The sequence below is a fragment of the Gordonia iterans genome (assembly GCF_002993285.1).
Lineage (GTDB): Bacteria > Actinomycetota > Actinomycetes > Mycobacteriales > Mycobacteriaceae > Gordonia > Gordonia iterans.
The window spans coordinates 2,972,945-2,988,977 of sequence record NZ_CP027433.1 but is presented as its reverse complement, the minus strand read 5'-3'; the positions used below and the strand labels follow the sequence as shown (position 1 = coordinate 2,988,977).

The window sequence follows — 16,033 nt, the reverse complement described above, 5'->3', positions numbered from 1 at the left end:
CGTGTCGCAGCCGGACGGGCGTCAGGGGTGAATCCGAAGTTCGTGATGGTCTTCAGCAGCGTGCTGATGGTCATCGCCGCCGCCATGATGGTGGGGCAGAAGCAGTGGGCCATGCTCGCGCTCGTGCTGCCGCTGTGGCTGGTGATCCTCGGGGTGTGGATGTATCGCCAACGGACTCGGTGACGCCGCCGAAGCGGCACCGCGCCGGCAGGTATCGCGGTGCGACGGAGACGGCCGTCCCGGCAGGCACCGGGGCGGCCGCAGCGTATCGGGGTGAGTCCCCGTCAGCCGATCACCGGTCCGTCACGGCTTTTGCGCACCCGCGGCGAGACGGTCCTGCACCCAAGCGATCACGAGATCGGCGGAAGGCGCCAGCACGTCGTCGGAGAATGTTGCGCGCGGCGAGTGGTTGGACTCCGGGGAGTCACTCCGTCCGGCGCCGATCAGGACGAAGACTCCCGGTACTGCCCGGAGAATCCAGGAGAAGTCCTCGGAGATGGCGATGGGCTGCGGCAGTTCGGTGAGCTGGATACCGCGACCGCGCGCGATGCCTCTCAGCAGAGCGAACTCCCGGGGGTCGCTTTCGGTCGGAACGGTGTCCTGAGCGTAGGTCACCGTGGCTTCGACGTCGTGCGCCATCGCGATTCCGTTGACCGTGCGTTCCAGGCACTGCCGCAGGTGGCTGTCGGTGTCGGTGTCGAACGTGCGGATCACGCCTTGGAGCACGGCGTGATCGGGAACCACGTTCCGGGCCTCGCCCGAGCGCAGAGCGCCGAATCCGACCGTCGCGGGTTCGAACATCGAGACCGAGTGCGCGCTGACAGCACCCACGGCGCCGACCATGGCCGCCGCGGCCGCCAACGGGCTGGCCGTGAGATGCGGCGTCGAGCCGTGCCCGCCGCGACCGGAGACGTTGACGTCGACCAGAGTCGATCCGGAGAGGATCGGTCCCGGACGGCCGGCTAGTTGGCCGGCATCGAGTAGATTCGAGAGGACGTGGAGGCCGAGTGCGGCGATCGGTCTGGTTCCCGCGACGTCCAGCAGACCCTCGGCGAGGGCCAGCTGGGCTCCTCCGTGGCCCTCTTCACCGGGCTGAAAGAAGAAGATCGCGTCGCCCTGCAGGGTTGCACGGGCACGATGGGTGGCGACGGTGGCGGCGAGCACGATCGCCATGTGGGCGTCGTGCCCGCACGCATGCATGGCACCGTTGGTGGACGCCCAAGGAAGATTGGTCTCTTCCGCGACGGGCAGGGCGTCCATGTCAGACCGCACCAGCACGGTGGGCACTGTGGCCCGGCGGTCCGCGGCACCGCCGCGGATCACGATCGTGACCGACGTCATGGATTCGCCGGTGAGGTAGTCGATTCCCTCGGAGTCCAGGACCGCGAGCAGGTAGCGCTGGGTGATCGGCAGGTGGAGGCCGACTTCGGGGATCTGGTGCAGTTCGTGACGAAGGGTGACGATGTCGATGCTCTTCATCGGACTGCCCACGTCTGGTCGATCGTCACTCGGTCGCCCGCGTGGTTCAGTATCGTGCACGACCGGATCTCGGACTGTGCCGTACGACGGTGGACGATGCGCGTCGGTCCATTGCCCGGTTCCGGGTCGCTGGGCCCGCGGACTTCCAACTCGACCAGGGCTCGTGGCGCAGGCGTGTCTCCGGGGAAGGCCTGTTCGGCCGGCCGGGCGAGGCGGATCGGCAGGTCTGGACGGTCGATGGCCCGCAGACAACCCTCCAAGTACACCGAGACCCCGGCGCGCTGTACCCGGGCGCGGTCGTCGCCGCGCACCTCACCGGCGGTGACCCACCCCGCGAACAGTGCCTTCCGGTCGATCGCGTCGAGCACCAGCCGGCCGAACGGGTGTTGCTGAGCGGCGGCTGAATCGTCGATGGTGACGAACTCCAGGTAGCTCTCGCCGAGGGGCAGTATCCGGTTGCGAGTGCCGATGCCGTCATGTGAGCCTCCGCCCCGGCATGCCGCACCGAGCCGGTCGGTGAACACGCGTTCTGCGCGCTCTAGGTCGGGACATGCCAGAACGATATGATCGACGCTCGTGAATGTCATGGTGTTCCTTCCGTGAATGAGATTCGAGATGACTGTGGGTGACGGTGCGGTGCCCGAGACAGATCCTCTCGACGCGCGATCGTCGGTCTTACTCAAGATCGGGCAGGCCGCACGTATCGTCGGCGTGTCGGTGTCGCGGCTGCGTCAGTGGGAGAACGAGCGGTTGATCGCTCCCCGGCGAACGGCGTCAGGTCAGCGCCTGTACACGATGGAGGATGTCCGGCGACTCGAGCGGATCCGTCGGCTCCTTGCGACCAAGTCGATGACCATCGTCGGGGTCCGGCAGGCACTTGGCGAGCCCGAACGCGAGGATGCCGTCGATCACGAGGATTCGGCGGCGCTGGGTGCCCGGGTCCGGGAGTTGCGGAGTCGGCAACGAATGAGCCTGCGTGAACTGTCTCGGCGCATCGGTGTGAGTCCCTCTGCGCTGAGTGCCTTCGAACGTGGCGTCAGTACGCCGAGCATTGGACGAATCACGCAGATCGCGCATGCGCTGGGTACCACGACACCGGACCTGCTGGGCATGACGGTCGGCGGCAACGGCTCGGTAGTGCGTGCCGACCGGCGGACCACACTTCCGCTGGGCGCGCCCGGGGTGGTGATCGAGAACCTGTACGACGCGTCGACCGTCCTGCAGTCGCAGCTGGTCACGGTGGAACCCGGCCGCGGCAGCGGGGCCCCGATGAGTCACGCCGGAGAAGAGTTCCTCACGGTGATCGAAGGGGAGATCGAGTTGGTTCTCGACGGCATCGAAAGAGTTGTGCTCGGGACCGGCGATTCGATGACCTTCGCCAGTACGCGGCCGCACAGCTACACGAATCGAGGCGCCGTCACCGCACGCGTGGTCTGGGTCAACACACCGCCCACGTTCTGAGGCCGGTGACGATTGCGCGGGTGACGGCGTCATCGACTCAGTCGAGAACCGCGATCGCCCGGATCGGCGACCCGGTGCCGCCCCGGATGTTCAGTGGCAGGCCGTAGAAGTCGAATCGGGTGCTCGCCAACTCGCCCAGGTTCGCCAGATGCTCGGTGTTGACTATGCCGTACTTCTTGCACACCATGTGCCCCGCGAAGGTGCTGTCGAGACTGTTGTCGATGGCGTTGCAATCGGTGCCGATGTTTACCACCCCCTTTGTGGCGAGATACTCGGCACCCTCCCACGAGAATCCGGGATTCTCGTCGATGTACTTGCGTTCTGGAAACCAGCGGTCGCCGTAGTCGAACCAGGCCAGAACGATGTCACCGGGTTGAATGTGCTGGCCCTGTGCGGCGAGCTTCTCCTCGGCCTTCTGAATGTCTGTGGGGCCGGCATAACCTGTGCGGTCCGGGTCAGGAGAGCGGAATGTCACGTGTGACAGGTCCAAACAGACCGCCGAACCGTAGTAGTAGCTCAGCGGGGTGTTGTCGATGGTGCACCCGTCAGGGTCGTATTCGATCGTGGCGTCGGTATGGGTACCGGCGTGCTCACTGATCACGAGGTTTCGCGCGTAGAAACCGTCCTCGGTGCCGTAAAGCTCCTTGAACTGTTCGTGGGTCTGGTTGACCGGTGTAAAGGTGCGCTGATGCCCGAACCACATCGGCATCCCTTCGTAGAGAGGCCGTGTCAGATCGACGATTCTCTTCCGGTTGGTCAACAGTTCGGTGCCGAGCGTGGGTGCCTGCTGGCGGCGCTCGTGGTCGAGGGACGTCATTGTTGCTGATCTCCTTCTGTGGTGCTGGGTGCGAACGAGCCGAAGCTGCGGTCGAAGTACGCCAAGGGACGCGCGTGAGCGACTTCGGAGCCGACCACGGAGGCGACGACGTCGGCGATCACCAGAATGTGGTCGAGTGCCTGGACGACGTGGGCGACGCGGCAGTGCAGGTTGTCCATCGCACCCTGGATCGTCGGTGGCGTGGTCGGGCCGTCCTCGGCCAGATACGGTGCGGGGATGAACTTCGGCTTGCCCGGGGTCGCCAATTGCTGGGCGAGCGGAGCGAGCTTGTCGGTCAGGATCGAGACGCCGAAAGCCGCGTGGTGACGGCTCAGATGTTGCCCGAGCGCACTTCGGTGTGTCACCGACAGTGACAGGCGCGCGGGATCGGCGGAGAACGAGGAGACCGAACTGAGGGTGACACCCCAGGGCCTGTCGTCGATCAGCGCGGTGACCAGGACTACTCCCGTTGTGAGCTTGCTCATCGAGGCTCGGAACGACTCCGCCCCCAGGATCTGTCCGGGTACGGCTGCCTCCTGTGCCATAGCCGGCACTGTCGAGCGCGTGAGCTGAGTGGACCGGGCGAGGTGAACGGTCATCATTCGATCCCCACGTAGTCGCGAACGCGGCGTGCCGCAGCCGAGCGGTCGGTCTTGCTGTACACCAGGTGTCGCACGAAAGCGGGAGGGGTGGCGTTCACATTCTCGAACAGGTCGACTCGACCGGCATGCGCACCGGAGACCAGGTCCCAGACGAAGTTGAAGAAGGTGTTCTTCTCCCGCGCGGTGACGCCGGTGCCAGGGAAGAACTCGTTCATCCGCGGGCCGAACTCGGGGTGGTCCCACACCTTCTCCGGCCAGCGAGCAATCAGGGCCTGGCCGCAGAGATCGCGAAGGAGGTAGGTGATCCGGGGGTAGTTCTCGATCGAGTACAGGCGCCCTGCAGTCGTCAGCTCAGGATTGGGCACCTGCAGGCCGCACCATTCGACGGACTCGTGGATCGTCGCCAGCGAGTAGGCCTTGAGGGTCTGCGCGTAGAGGGTGATGTCTGCCACCGCGGCCTGTACGCCGGGAATCTTGTCGGTGCCCAGGATCTCGGTGATGACCTGTGCGACGCCCGTGAACATCTCGGCCCGGAAGGCCAGGCGCGTCATGATCGACCAAAGTGAGTAGGCGCAGGATTCGTAGTAGAGGGTGAGTAGATCCAGGTTGTACTTGCTGAACACGAACTCGCGCGGCACGAAGACCTTGTCGAAGAGGATGGTCTGATCGAGTTCCTCGCCCGCATTGTCGAGCGGGTGGTCGTTGCGCGGAGTATTCATGCGGGCGGTCGGTTCGCGCAGGATCAGGCTAAGACCGGGGGAGTTCACCGGGATCGCGGCCCAGATCGCAGCCTCGGGGCCCACGCCTTCGCCGAGTGTGGTCGACAGCGTGAAGAAGTGAGTGAGCGAACCGATACTGCCGGCGACCTTGGCTCCGGAGAGCACGATTCCCTCGGGCTTGTCCTCGACGATCCTGAGTTGAGAAGGCCGTTCATTGCGGGGGATGCGCTTGTCGGATTGCGGATCGGCGATGAGGTCGGTGCTGAGCAGGTTCAGGTCGCCCGAGAGTCTGACGAAGTCGCGGATGTTCTGAGCGAATTCCGGGTTCTCGGCCTCGATTCGGTCGATGGTCGAAAGGAATCCCAGCGCCATCATGGCGCCGTAATCATTGGGCCGACCGTACATTCCCATGGTTCGCTGGGTGATTACCCGAGTGGCCTCGCGTTTGGCGAGCAGGTCGGCGCGGGTGCGCGGCACCTGCCAGCCGATCGCTCGTCGTCCGCCGTCGTCTCCGACATAGGTGAGCGTGTCGCGCAGTTCGGGGTCGAGCTGTGCGTCCTGGACTGCGGCAAGGGTGTTGACTGCCCGCAGGTCCGGGTGGGTGGTGACGTCGCTGATTTCCTCACCGGCGGAACTGATGATCCGGCGGCCGTCGCGCAGTGAGGCCTTGTACTGCTCGCCGGTGAGCAGGTGGTCGGTCGGCCCCGAGAGCTGGGACGTGACCATGTCCACGCGGAGCCGTGCGGCGGTCTCTGGAGACAGTGACGTGGTTGCTGGGGTAAGGGAGGTCATCGTGAATCGTTCCTTTGAAGTCGAGAGATGGGTGGGGTTTGGGTGGCGAGTGCTCAGGCGTCAGCCGGCGATGACGGCGATGGCCTCGACTTCGATGAGGAAGCCGTCGTACATGAGCCCGGCCACTCGAACTCCGGTTCCGGCGGGCCCTTCGTCGGGCAGGTACTCCATCCGAACCCGGGTCATGGTTTCCCAGTTCTGCTGAACCTCGTCTCCGCTCCCGTCGAAGCAGTAGTAGGTGTTGAGCTTCACCACGTCGTTCCAGGTGGCGCCGGCCTCGTGCAGAACGGAGGTGAGCGAATCGAAGACGTTGCGCGTCTGCACCTCGATGTCGCCTGCTCCGACGACATTGCCGTGCTCGTCTGCCGACAGCTGCCCGCCGGTGAACACCAGCCGCCCCACCCTCCAGCCCTGGGCGAACGGTGTGGGGATGTGGTGCGTCCAGGTGCTGTTCATCAGGCGCTGGCGATCGGTGCCGTCGCCGACGAGCAGTTCTGTGCTCGTAGTCATGGAAGTGTCCTCCTTGGGGTTCGATGGGGTGGCTCAGACGAAGGTCGGGGTCTTCGCCGGCAGAGTCGGGCTGGTGGTGGTCCGGCGCACTAGCACGAGGTAGACCACGAGGCTCACCACGGAGCCGACCAGCCAGGACAGGTCCGCGGAGTTCATGCGTTCTGAGACCCAGCCGGTGTAGAAGGCGCCGGCCATGAAGGGGAGCTGAGCGCAGAAGCCGATGACGTAGGTGAGTAATGCCGGAACGTTGAACTTGCCGTAACCGGCGTTGGGATCGTTGAACGCCTGAACGTCGTACCGGCCGTGTGAGACGAGGTAGTAGTCGACCAGGTTCACGATGCTCCACGGGATCAGCAGGCACATCAGGAAGTGAATGAAGTTCGAGTAGTTCACGAGGAAGTCGTCGGCGAACATCATGGCCACGAAGAACGCCACCCCGGCGATGGCTGCGGCCACGGTGTTTCGGGCGGCAGGTCCCGGCGACCAGCTGGGGCGGAAGGTCTGGGCGACAGACAGTGAACAGAGCGCAGGTCCATAGAGGTTGATCACGGCGGCGTCGATCGCCCCGAGGAACAGCATGATCAGAACGAACGCGCTGATCGGCCCCGGCATCATGTCGGTCAGCTGAGCGACGGAACCGGCGCCGCCGGCGACGGTCACCAGTAGCGAGCCGAGGATCATCATCGGAATCGCGCCGATGACGGCACCGCCGTAGGTGTAGCCGAACGCGGCACGTGGTGAGGTGTCCTTCGGGAGGTATCGGGAATAGTCGGACACATAAGGCGCGTACGCGATCTGCCAGATGGCGGCCGTCGATGCCATTCCGATGAAGCCGACGAGCGAGAACGAGCCGACTTCGGCGGGCTCCTGGCCGGCAGAGACCGCGACGTACACGGCGATGAGGAGCACCGCCAGTGCGAAGAGTCCCAGCAGGATCCGGTTGACGCGGTGGATGACCTCGTACCCGAAGACGACGACCATCAGGGTGATCAGGGTGCTGACGGCCAGGGCCGGGATGGTGCCCAGATCCGGGAACAGCGCGATCAGGGTGTCGGCGGCGAGCACGATGATCGAGGCCAGGAAGCCCAGGTACATGAGGATGACCACGGCGATCACCAGTAACGATCCGTAGAAGCCGAACTGTGCCCGGGCCTGAATCATCTGCGGCACTCCGAGTTTGGCGCCCTGTACCGAGTGCAGCGCCATGAAGAAGGCCCCGATCAGATTGCCGATGACGATGGCGATGATCGAGGATGCGGCGCCCAATCCGAAGACGGTCGGCCCGAGCACGCCGGTCACCAGGGTCAACGGCATCACCTGAACGCCGAACCAGACGGCGAACAGATGTCGTGCGGTGCCGGTTCGCTGGTCGGCGGGCACGGGTTGGATCGTGAGTTCTTCGACGATCCCTGGATTGCTCCTTGGCATGGGAACTCCTGTGGCTAGATCTGTGGTGTATCTAAAATCTACAGCTGTGCGGTAGGAACTGTAGATCCAGAAATCTGATGCGAACAGTCGTTAACATCCAGGAAACAACCTATCTAGCTGGGGCATGCGGAGATACTTCGTCAGTAATACACTCAAAGTGTGCTGAATAATTCATGGTGTACGGCAGAACAATGTCCATGTGATGTATCAGTGGACGACCTGTTCAAAATCGGAATCGGACCGTCGAGCAGCCACACCGTCGGGCCGATGCGGGCCGCGCGTGCGTTCGTCGATGAGCTGGCCGGTCTGCCAGGTCGGCCCAGACCCCATCGCGTGTCCGTTCGCCTGCTTGGCGCACTCGGCGCCACCGGGGTCGGCCATGGGACACCGGATGCCGTGATAGCCGGACTCCGTGGGTGGCGGTCAGAGGACTGTGACCCTCTCCTGGTGCGGGGGCAATGGGACCGGTTGGCGGAGGATCCGTGGGTGCGTTCGCCTGCCGGCCCCCTCCTGTTGCGGCCAGAGGATGTGCGGCTCGATCCGAAGGACCGGTCTGCGGGGCACCCGAATGCGATCGACATCGCCGCCTACGACGGCGACGGGCGGCCGCTGTTGCTGCGGCGGTATCTGTCGGTCGGCGGAGGCACGGTACTCATGGAGGGCGAGCACCAGGCGGGCTCTCGGCGTGCGATTCCGTGGCATTTCGGCAGCTTCGTTGAGCTCGTCGAAATCTGTGAGCGTCACTCGATGACGATCGACGAGGTGGTGCGGCAGAACGAAGAGGCGCGTGGTCGCCGTCCCGACGACCATCTCGTACGAGTGTGGGGGGTGATGAATGCGGCCATCGAGCGTGGCGCGAGCGCCAGCGACTCCATCCTGCCGGGGAGCCTGGCACTGCGGCGACGAGCTCCGCGTCTCACCGCGGCGGTCACCGGTGGCGCTCCGGTAGCAGTGTCCGAGCTCTCGCGACTGCACGCCGCTGCGATGGCGGTCAGTGAGGAGAACGCGGCTGGGCGCCGGGTCGCGACGGCGCCGACGAACGGTGCGGCAGGCATCATTCCTGCCGTCGTGGACTTCTACCTGAGGTCGGCCGGGGCAGGGGCACAGGGCGCCGTCGGCATGCTGCTGACGGCCAGCGCGATCGGCGCGATCGTCAAGGCCGGCGCGTCGGTCTCGGGCGCGGAAATCGGCTGCCAGGGAGAGGTCGGCACCGCCTGTGCGATGGCGGCGGGCGCGCTCTGTTCGGCCCTCGGCGGAACCCCGGCGCAGGTGGGCAAAGCCGCGGAGATCGGGATCGAGCACCACCTGGGTCTCACCTGCGATCCGGTCGCCGGGCTGGTCCAGGTCCCGTGCATAGAACGCAACGCGATCGCGGCGGTCACCGCGGTGCAGGCAGCGATGTTGACGTTAGCCGAAGGTGAACCGCGCAACCGGGTGTCGCTGGATACGGCGGTCACGACGATGGCTCAGGTGGGCGCTGACATGCACGCGAAGTACAAGGAGACGTCGCTGGGAGGCCTCGCTGCCAACGTTCCGGTGTGCTGAATCACCGGCGCCGCGCGGGGAGGTCAGGCCACGCGGCACAGCGGGGTGTAGTCGCTTCGGCCACCGGTCGTCGGGGAGGTGAGGAACAAACAGGTGTGGAAGCCGAGCCTGCTCACTTCGCTGCGCAACGCCAGCAGCGTGCTCGTGGGAATCACCCGGTCGCGCGTGAGGATGAATCCCGACAACCGGTCGGGATCACCGACGATGGCGTATTCGTACGGTCCGTCGGGATCGTTGCCGCTCGCCACCCACGCGACGACGTAGTTCGGTCGGTCGTGCGGGTCGACGCTGAACGGGACGTCCGGGAAACTCACGGAGAGCTGTGCTCTGGATTCCGGATCGACCACCTTGGCGCGTCCCCGAACGCCGTCACGCGCGCCGGTCGATGAGATGCAGGTGTTGTCGACGGAGATGGTCGTCTCGTCGATCAGACCGTAACGGGCAGAGGTGTCCCGGGCGCAGCGAATGCTGTAGAAGCCCGGAATCGCGGCCTGCTGCCACCAGGTGCCCAGATACCTCTCCACGTCGAGCTTGTCCACCGGCTGCAGCGGCGTAGCGGGCGCGGCAGATGCGGGCGTGATGGCTGGGACCGCCGTCAGCAGTGCGGCGAGTATCCCCGCCCCGAAGTACCGAAATGCGCGAGACCGGATCGTCATGAGTGCTCCTGACTGCCAGGTGAACGACGGACGATGTCGTTGATCGCCGTCGCTGGTCACTTGTCATTCGGTGCCGCCACCGCGGCGGATGGGTGCGCGTGCCGAAACGGTTCAGCGACCGACGACGGCCGTTTCCGGTGCCGTCACCCATCCGCGCCGGAGTCGGCTCCGAACCACTGGCATGACAAGACGATCACTTGCCGTCGTGGGCAGCGGCGTGGCAGGTCTCACCGCCGCGCACGTACTCGCCAAGGCACATTCGGTGACCCTGTTCGAGGCCGACGACCGGCTCGGCGGCCACGCTGACACACACCGTGTCACCACGCCGTCGGGCAGGGAACTCGCCGTCGACACCGGCTTCATCGTGCACAACGACCGGACGTACCCGACGTTGCAGCGGTTGTTCGCCGAGTTGGGGGTGGCCACGCAGGAGACCGACATGTCGATGTCGGTGCGGTCGGAGATCACCGGACTCGAGTACGCCGGGGCATTGGGCCTGTCCGGGTTGTTCCCGACCGCGACGAATCTCGCGCGGCCCCGCTATCTGCGGATGCTCGGAGAAGTCCGGCGATTCCATCGGTCGGCGCACCGACTGCTGGCCACTGACGGCGCGCAGGAATCGCTCGCGCACTTCGTCGACCGCGAGGGGTTCTCCAGCTACTTCCAGGAGAACTTCCTGCTTCCGCTGGTGGCCGCGGTGTGGTCGTGCGACGCCGATACCGCGGCGGATTATCCGGCCCGCTACCTATTCGCCTTCCTGGACCATCACGGGATGCTGTCGGTGTTCGGCTCTCCGACGTGGCGCACGGTGGTGGGCGGTTCGGCCGTCTACGTCGACGCGCTCGCCCGGGGCATCGCCGCGCGCGGGGAGATCCGGTTGTCGTCGCCGGTACGGATGCTGCGCGAGTCCGGTACCGGCGTCGAGGTGGTGTCGCAACGCGGTACGGCAGTCCACACCGACACGTTCGACGGAGTCGTCGTCGCCACTCATCCGCACCAGGCGCTGACACTGTTCGAGCGGCCCTCCGCCGATCAGCGAGCTGTCCTCGGCGCGATGCCCTACCTGCGCAAACACGCGGTACTGCACACCGACGAATCCGTGCTGCCGCGGGCACACCGTGCCCGAGCCTCGTGGAACTACCAGATCCGGGGAGGTGAGGGTCCCGGCGACGACCGGAGGCCCTCGCCGATCGTCGTGACCTACGACCTGACCAGACTCATGCGGCTGCCGAACGACGAACCGAGGATGCTGGTCACGATGGGCCGGACCGACCTGGTGGATCCGGGATCGGTCGTCGACGAGATGACCTATGAGCATCCGGTCTACACGCTCGAATCGGTGGCGGCTCAGGGCCGGCTGCCCGAACTGGACACCGACCGGATCGCCTTCGCCGGCGCCTATCACGGCTGGGGGTTCCATGAGGACGGCGCGTCCTCGGGCGTTCGTGCCGCCGCGCGGCTCGGCGTCCGTTGGAAGGTCCCGGACGTGCGGGAGGCGGTGCGATGAGCACGTCGAGACCTCTTCTTCCGGCGATCGCGGAGGTGCGGGTGGCGCACCGGCGGGCCGGTCCGGTGACCCACCGCTTCTCCTACCGCAGCCGCACGTGGTTGATCGACATCGACGATCTGCCTCAGCTGGCGGCACCGCTTCGTCCGTTCGCTCGATTTCGGGCTGCCGACCACTTCCCCGAGCCACCCGCTGTCGCCGAGACTTTGCGCGGCCGGCTGGAACGTCACCTGCGTGGGGCCGGTGTCGAGCCGGTGGCGGGACCGGTCACAGCGCTGATGTCTCCGCGGGTCGCGGGATTCGTGTTCAACCCACTGAGCGTGTTCTGGTGCCATCGGCCCGATGGCACCCTCGCGTACGTCGTCGCCGAAGTGCACAACACGTACGGGGGCCGTCACTGCTACGTGCTCGACGTCGATCAGTTCGGGCGGGCCGTGGTGGAGAAGGAGTTCCCCGTCTCACCGTTCAACGACCTGACCGGCCACTATCGCCTGCACCTGCCGGAGCCGCGCGAGGACGGGCGGATCGGACTGTCGGTCGTGCTGGAAAGACCGGACGAAGAACCGTTCCTCGCGACTCTCGCCGGACGCGCACTGCCGGTCACGGCCCGCCGCGTGGCGCTTGCCCAGGTGACGACGCCCCTGGCGCCGTGGGTGGTCGCCCTCCGAATTCGCATTCAGGGAATCCGACTGTGGCTCAAGCGCCTTCCGATTCTTCGCTCGCCGAGCCCCGAGCGGACGACGACGGTCGCCACCGAACACGTCACCAGTGACCAACCGATCACGAGGAGTGAGAGTCAACGATGAGCAACAATGCGATCTACCACGCAGCGACACCCTGCGATGAAGCCTCCGCGCAAGCGGCGCAGCGGTGGCCGGACGTGGCCGCTGTGCCCACCGGCATCGCGGCGCGCACCCGGGGCCGTGCCGCGGCGATGCTGTTTCGCCGGGCCGCGCGGCGGGCGGACGTTCGCGTCGAGTACCCCGACGGCTCGCTCCTCGCCTCAGGTGCCGACGATGTTCCGCCGCGAATGATCATTCGACGCCCCGGACCCTTCGCACGCCGGATCGGCGCGACGGGGCTGATCGGATTCGGTGAGGCTTATATGGCGGGCGACTGGACCAGCGACGATCTCGTCGGCGTCCTCACCCCGTTCGCCCGCGAAGCGGCAGCGCTGGTCCCCGGACCGTTGCAGGGCTTGCGGCGTGTGCTGCTCCCGCGGCAGCTCGACGACGAGGAGAACACGACGGTGAACACCCGCGCGAACGTCGCGCACCACTACGACCTGTCCAACGACCTTTTCGCGGCGTTCCTCGATGAGACGATGAGCTACTCGGCGGCGGTGTTCGGGACCGAGCCCGCCCATGACACACGGTTCTCGTGGAGCGAGCTGGCCGCGGCGCAGCGCCGCAAGATCGACCGACTGCTGGATCTTGCCGGCGTCGGTCCCGGGACCAGACTGTTGGAGATCGGCACCGGGTGGGGAGAACTGTGTGTGCGCGCGGCCGCGCGGGGCGCCACGGTCCGGTCGGTGACGCTGTCGGTCGAGCAGCGGAATCTGGCGCGTCGTCGCATCGACGACGCCGGTCTGGGTGATCGGGTAACGATCGACCTCTGCGACTACCGGGAGGTCGGCGGCGAATACGACGCTGTCGTCTCCGTCGAGATGATCGAGGCCGTCGGCCGTGCGTACTGGCCCGCGTACTTCGGATGCATCGACCGGCTGCTCGTACCGGGCGGCCGCGTCGCGATCCAGGCGATCACCATGCCGCACGATCGGCTGCTGGCGTCGGAGAACACCCGCACGTGGGTGCAGAAGTACATCTTCCCGGGAGGCCAGCTCACCTCGCTGGAGGGGATCGGCGACGTGGTGCGGGAGCGCACGTCGCTCCGCGTCACCGGCACGTCGTCGTACGGCATGCACTACGCCGAGACGCTGCGCCTCTGGCGGGAACGGTTCGACTCCCGCGAGGACGAGGTGCTGGCCATGGGCTTCGACCGCACGTTTCTGCGGATGTGGGATCTGTACCTGGCGTACTCCGAGGCCGGCTTCCGCGCAGGCTATCTCGACGTCGTTCAGGTGGGACTCTCCCGATGACCGGGTGGGCCGGTTTCGGGGTGGTCGCCGGGGCCTCACTGCTGGTGCTGGCGGTGCTGCAGACCGTGATGTTCGCGGTCGGCCATCGAATCGGCCGCTACAACGTGGTCGATGTCGGCTGGGGTCTGGGCTTCGTCGGGGTGGCGTGGCTGGCGCTGCTCGTCGGCGGCGGCGACCCGGTGCGCGGCTGGCTGCTGGCCGTGCTGGTGACCGTCTGGGGTCTGCGGCTCTCGTGGCACATGTACGTCAAGTGCCGCGGGCACGGCGAGGACCCGCGCTACGTCGAGTTGCTGGCGAAGTACGACGGTCCGCCGGCCCGCGTCGCCGCTCGTCGGGTGTTCGGCACCCAGGGCGCGGCGCAGTGGTTCGTCTCGCTGCCGTTGCAGGTCTCGGCCGTGACGGTACCCACCACCGGACCGGCGGCCGTCGCGCTGGGTGCCGGTGTCGTGTTGTGGGCGGTGGGCTTCGGATTCGAGGCGATCGGCGACGCCCAACTCCGGAGGTTCAAGGCCGACCCCGCCAATCGGGGCCGGATCATGGAGTCTGGTGTGTGGGCCTGGACGCGGCATCCGAACTACTTCGGCGATGCGTGTCTGTGGTGGGGCCTGTGGCTGATCGCCGCCAGCGCGTGGCCCGGCGTGCTGACCGTGCTCTCGCCATCGGCGATGACCTACTTCCTGGTCGTCGCCACCGGTGCCCGGCTGCTGGAGAAGTCGATGAGCGGGCGGCCCGGGTACGCCGAGTACCAGCGGCGCACCTCGTTCTTCGTTCCACGCCCGCCCCGTCGGCGCGCCGTGGGTTAGCGCGTGATCGGTGGGTTATCGTCGTGACTGTGACGACGTCGGCGGGGTCTGCGCTTCCGCAACTGCTCGAGCGGGTCGCTTCGGGCGACACCGCGGCGTTCGGCGAGTTCTACGACCAGACCAGCTCTCGCGTGTACGGGATGGTTCTGCGGGTGATGCGCGACCCCGGTTACAGCGAGGAGGTTACGCAGGAGGTGTACCTGCAGGTGTGGCGGTCGGCCGGGTCGTTCGACGCGCGGTCGGGATCCGCCCTCGCCTGGTTGCTGACCATCGCACATCGGCGGGCCGTGGATCGGGTACGCAGCGAGGTGGCCACCACCGATCGGGACCTGCGCTACGCGGCGGCCGCGTCTGACCGCGAGTTCGACCACGTCGCCGAGTCGGTGGCCGCGCGCGAGACCACCGAGCAGGTGCTGGGCTGCCTCGAGTCGCTGACCGACACGCAGCGTCAGTCCGTCGATCTCGCCTACTACCAGGGCCTGACCTACCGTCAGGTGGCCGAGCGTCTGTCCGTGGCGCTCCCGACCGTGAAGTCCCGTATTCGAGATGGCCTGATTCGTCTCCGGAAGTGCTTGGGGGACAGCGATGTCTGATGACGAGCTCATCGAAATGGCGACCTTGGCCGGCCTGGACGCTCTCGACGACGCAGAACTGGCGGAAGTCGAGGCGGCGTTGCGGGAGGCCGCACCGGAGGTCCAGTCCGCTTACGCGGCGGCGTTGCGCGCCACCCGTGAGGCGATGGCCCGCGTCAGCGCCGTGACCGCCACCCCACCGCCTGTGCATCTGCGTGACGCGGTCCTCAGCGCGGCGACTGGCGGGCCCGCGGACGCCGACTCCGCCGACGTCGTCGACGCCGCGGAGGGCCGCGGTACGGGGATCGTCGGCGAGACCGCGGGCGACGCCGCCTCGTCGTCGGAGCCGGTGGCGACGCTGTGGGGCCGGCGGCGCCGAGCCCTCACGTACCTCGCCGCGGCGGCGGCCATCGCGGTGATCGCCGGGGTGGTGGGCTGGCTGTTCGGTACCGGCGGGGAATCGCCGCCTCGGCAGCCACCGGTCGCCGAGCAGGTGTTCTCCGCCAAAGACGTCGCGTCGAGGTCGGGGGCGGTGGCGACCGGTCGTGCGACCGTCACTTACTCGGACTCGGCGGATGCGGCGGTGCTGGTGATGAACGACGTCCCGCCGCCGCAGCCGGGATCCGTGTACCAGATGTGGCTCGAAGGTGTGGACGGTTCGATGACGCCGGCGGGCACGATGGGGCCGGAGGACGTGGCCCCGTCGACGACCGCGGTGATCACCGGTGTGCGCGATGCGTCCGGACTGGCGTTCACCGTGGAGCCGCCGGGAGGTTCGCCGCAGCCGACGGGCGATGTCGTTGCGCGCGTTCCATTCGACTGAGGTGCCGGGAGATGAAGTGCGTGTGCGGTCCTGGTCGTCGCCGGTAGATGTGCGGTCGATGGTCATCGTCGGTCCTGCGCGGGCGTAGGCGGCGCCGGGTCGGCCGGTGGTGGACGATGATCGTCGGATTCGATCGATCGTCGTCCCGGTCCAGGTCCTGGTCTCGCTCCTCGGGCGGCCCGAGATCCTCGGGTGGTCCGAGGTCCTCGGGTGGTCCGGGG

At 66.8% G+C, this 16,033-nt stretch carries 17 protein-coding genes; 9 read left to right on the top strand and 8 right to left on the bottom strand.

What is annotated here, in order from left to right; all coding sequences use genetic code 11:
• Nucleotides 1–27 precede the first annotated feature (27 nt).
• The gene (locus C6V83_RS18535; protein ID WP_199832519.1) at nucleotides 28–183 is read left to right on the top strand and encodes a hypothetical protein; all 156 of its coding nucleotides are present in this window, start codon (nucleotides 28–30) and stop codon (nucleotides 181–183) included.
• A 120-nt stretch (nucleotides 184–303) separates the two neighbouring features.
• Here C6V83_RS18535 and C6V83_RS13740 read toward each other — a convergent pair whose 3' ends face one another.
• A complete protein-coding gene (locus tag C6V83_RS13740; RefSeq protein ID WP_159067524.1) occupies nucleotides 304–1,479 on the bottom strand; it encodes a M20 metallopeptidase family protein in 1,176 nt (391 codons plus the stop codon).
• Nucleotides 1,476–2,066: a VOC family protein gene (locus C6V83_RS13735; protein ID WP_105942864.1), complete on the bottom strand. Its 591-nt coding sequence runs from the start codon at nucleotides 2,064–2,066 to the stop codon at nucleotides 1,476–1,478. Before C6V83_RS13735 ends, C6V83_RS13740 begins: the two co-directional genes overlap by 4 nt.
• 28 nt (nucleotides 2,067–2,094) lie before the next feature.
• On the opposite strand from C6V83_RS13735, the gene C6V83_RS13730 reads away from it, so the two are divergent.
• Complete coding sequence (locus tag C6V83_RS13730; RefSeq protein ID WP_159067523.1) at nucleotides 2,095–2,940, top strand: MerR family transcriptional regulator; 846 nt, start codon at nucleotides 2,095–2,097, stop codon at nucleotides 2,938–2,940.
• 37 nt (nucleotides 2,941–2,977) lie between these two features.
• Here C6V83_RS13730 and C6V83_RS13725 read toward each other — a convergent pair whose 3' ends face one another.
• From C6V83_RS13725 to C6V83_RS13705, 5 genes are read right to left on the bottom strand one after another with little or no spacing between them, the layout of a single operon-like run.
• Nucleotides 2,978–3,757 (bottom strand): cyclase family protein, encoded by a 780-nt coding sequence (locus C6V83_RS13725; protein WP_105942862.1) that lies wholly within the window; start codon nucleotides 3,755–3,757, stop codon nucleotides 2,978–2,980.
• Entirely contained in the window at nucleotides 3,754–4,302 is a 549-nt protein-coding gene (locus C6V83_RS13720; RefSeq protein WP_159067522.1) for a flavin reductase family protein, read from the bottom strand. The genes C6V83_RS13725 and C6V83_RS13720 overlap by 4 nt, the downstream gene beginning before the upstream one ends.
• A gap of 53 nt (nucleotides 4,303–4,355) precedes the next feature.
• Nucleotides 4,356–5,870 (bottom strand): 4-hydroxyphenylacetate 3-hydroxylase N-terminal domain-containing protein, encoded by a 1,515-nt coding sequence (locus C6V83_RS13715; protein ID WP_105942860.1) that lies wholly within the window; start codon nucleotides 5,868–5,870, stop codon nucleotides 4,356–4,358.
• Between the two features lie 60 nt (nucleotides 5,871–5,930).
• Complete coding sequence (locus C6V83_RS13710) at nucleotides 5,931–6,380, bottom strand: RidA family protein (protein ID WP_105942859.1); 450 nt, start codon at nucleotides 6,378–6,380, stop codon at nucleotides 5,931–5,933.
• 33 nt (nucleotides 6,381–6,413) lie between these two features.
• Complete coding sequence (locus C6V83_RS13705; RefSeq protein WP_105942858.1) at nucleotides 6,414–7,808, bottom strand: purine-cytosine permease family protein; 1,395 nt, start codon at nucleotides 7,806–7,808, stop codon at nucleotides 6,414–6,416.
• A 159-nt stretch (nucleotides 7,809–7,967) separates the two neighbouring features.
• Here C6V83_RS13705 and C6V83_RS13700 point away from each other — a divergent pair, with 159 nt between their 5' ends.
• Complete coding sequence (locus C6V83_RS13700) at nucleotides 7,968–9,353, top strand: L-serine ammonia-lyase (protein WP_325027355.1); 1,386 nt, start codon at nucleotides 7,968–7,970, stop codon at nucleotides 9,351–9,353.
• 23 nt (nucleotides 9,354–9,376) lie between these two features.
• On the opposite strand, the gene C6V83_RS13695 is transcribed toward C6V83_RS13700, so the two are convergent.
• Nucleotides 9,377–10,009: a lipocalin family protein gene (locus C6V83_RS13695; protein ID WP_105943957.1), complete on the bottom strand. Its 633-nt coding sequence runs from the start codon at nucleotides 10,007–10,009 to the stop codon at nucleotides 9,377–9,379.
• A 181-nt stretch (nucleotides 10,010–10,190) separates the two neighbouring features.
• On the opposite strand from C6V83_RS13695, the gene C6V83_RS13690 reads away from it, so the two are divergent.
• The 6 genes from C6V83_RS13690 to C6V83_RS13665 are packed head-to-tail and all read left to right on the top strand — an operon-like array spanning nucleotide 10,191 to nucleotide 15,812.
• On the top strand, nucleotides 10,191–11,516 hold the full coding sequence (locus C6V83_RS13690) for an NAD(P)/FAD-dependent oxidoreductase (RefSeq protein ID WP_105942857.1): 1,326 nt from the start codon (nucleotides 10,191–10,193) through the stop codon (nucleotides 11,514–11,516).
• Complete coding sequence (locus C6V83_RS13685; RefSeq protein WP_105942856.1) at nucleotides 11,513–12,322, top strand: DUF1365 domain-containing protein; 810 nt, start codon at nucleotides 11,513–11,515, stop codon at nucleotides 12,320–12,322. The genes C6V83_RS13690 and C6V83_RS13685 overlap by 4 nt, the downstream gene beginning before the upstream one ends.
• On the top strand, nucleotides 12,319–13,614 hold the full coding sequence (locus tag C6V83_RS13680) for a class I SAM-dependent methyltransferase (RefSeq protein ID WP_105942855.1): 1,296 nt from the start codon (nucleotides 12,319–12,321) through the stop codon (nucleotides 13,612–13,614). The genes C6V83_RS13685 and C6V83_RS13680 overlap by 4 nt, the downstream gene beginning before the upstream one ends.
• Nucleotides 13,611–14,417, top strand: coding sequence for a DUF1295 domain-containing protein (locus C6V83_RS13675; protein ID WP_105942854.1), 807 nt, complete (start codon nucleotides 13,611–13,613; stop codon nucleotides 14,415–14,417). The genes C6V83_RS13680 and C6V83_RS13675 overlap by 4 nt, the downstream gene beginning before the upstream one ends.
• A 23-nt stretch (nucleotides 14,418–14,440) precedes the next feature.
• Nucleotides 14,441–15,010, top strand: coding sequence for an ECF RNA polymerase sigma factor SigK (gene sigK, locus C6V83_RS13670; RefSeq protein ID WP_105942853.1), 570 nt, complete (start codon nucleotides 14,441–14,443; stop codon nucleotides 15,008–15,010).
• Nucleotides 15,003–15,812, top strand: coding sequence for an anti-sigma factor (locus C6V83_RS13665; RefSeq protein ID WP_105942852.1), 810 nt, complete (start codon nucleotides 15,003–15,005; stop codon nucleotides 15,810–15,812). Before sigK ends, C6V83_RS13665 begins: the two co-directional genes overlap by 8 nt.
• Nucleotides 15,813–16,033: the final 221 nt, after the last annotated feature.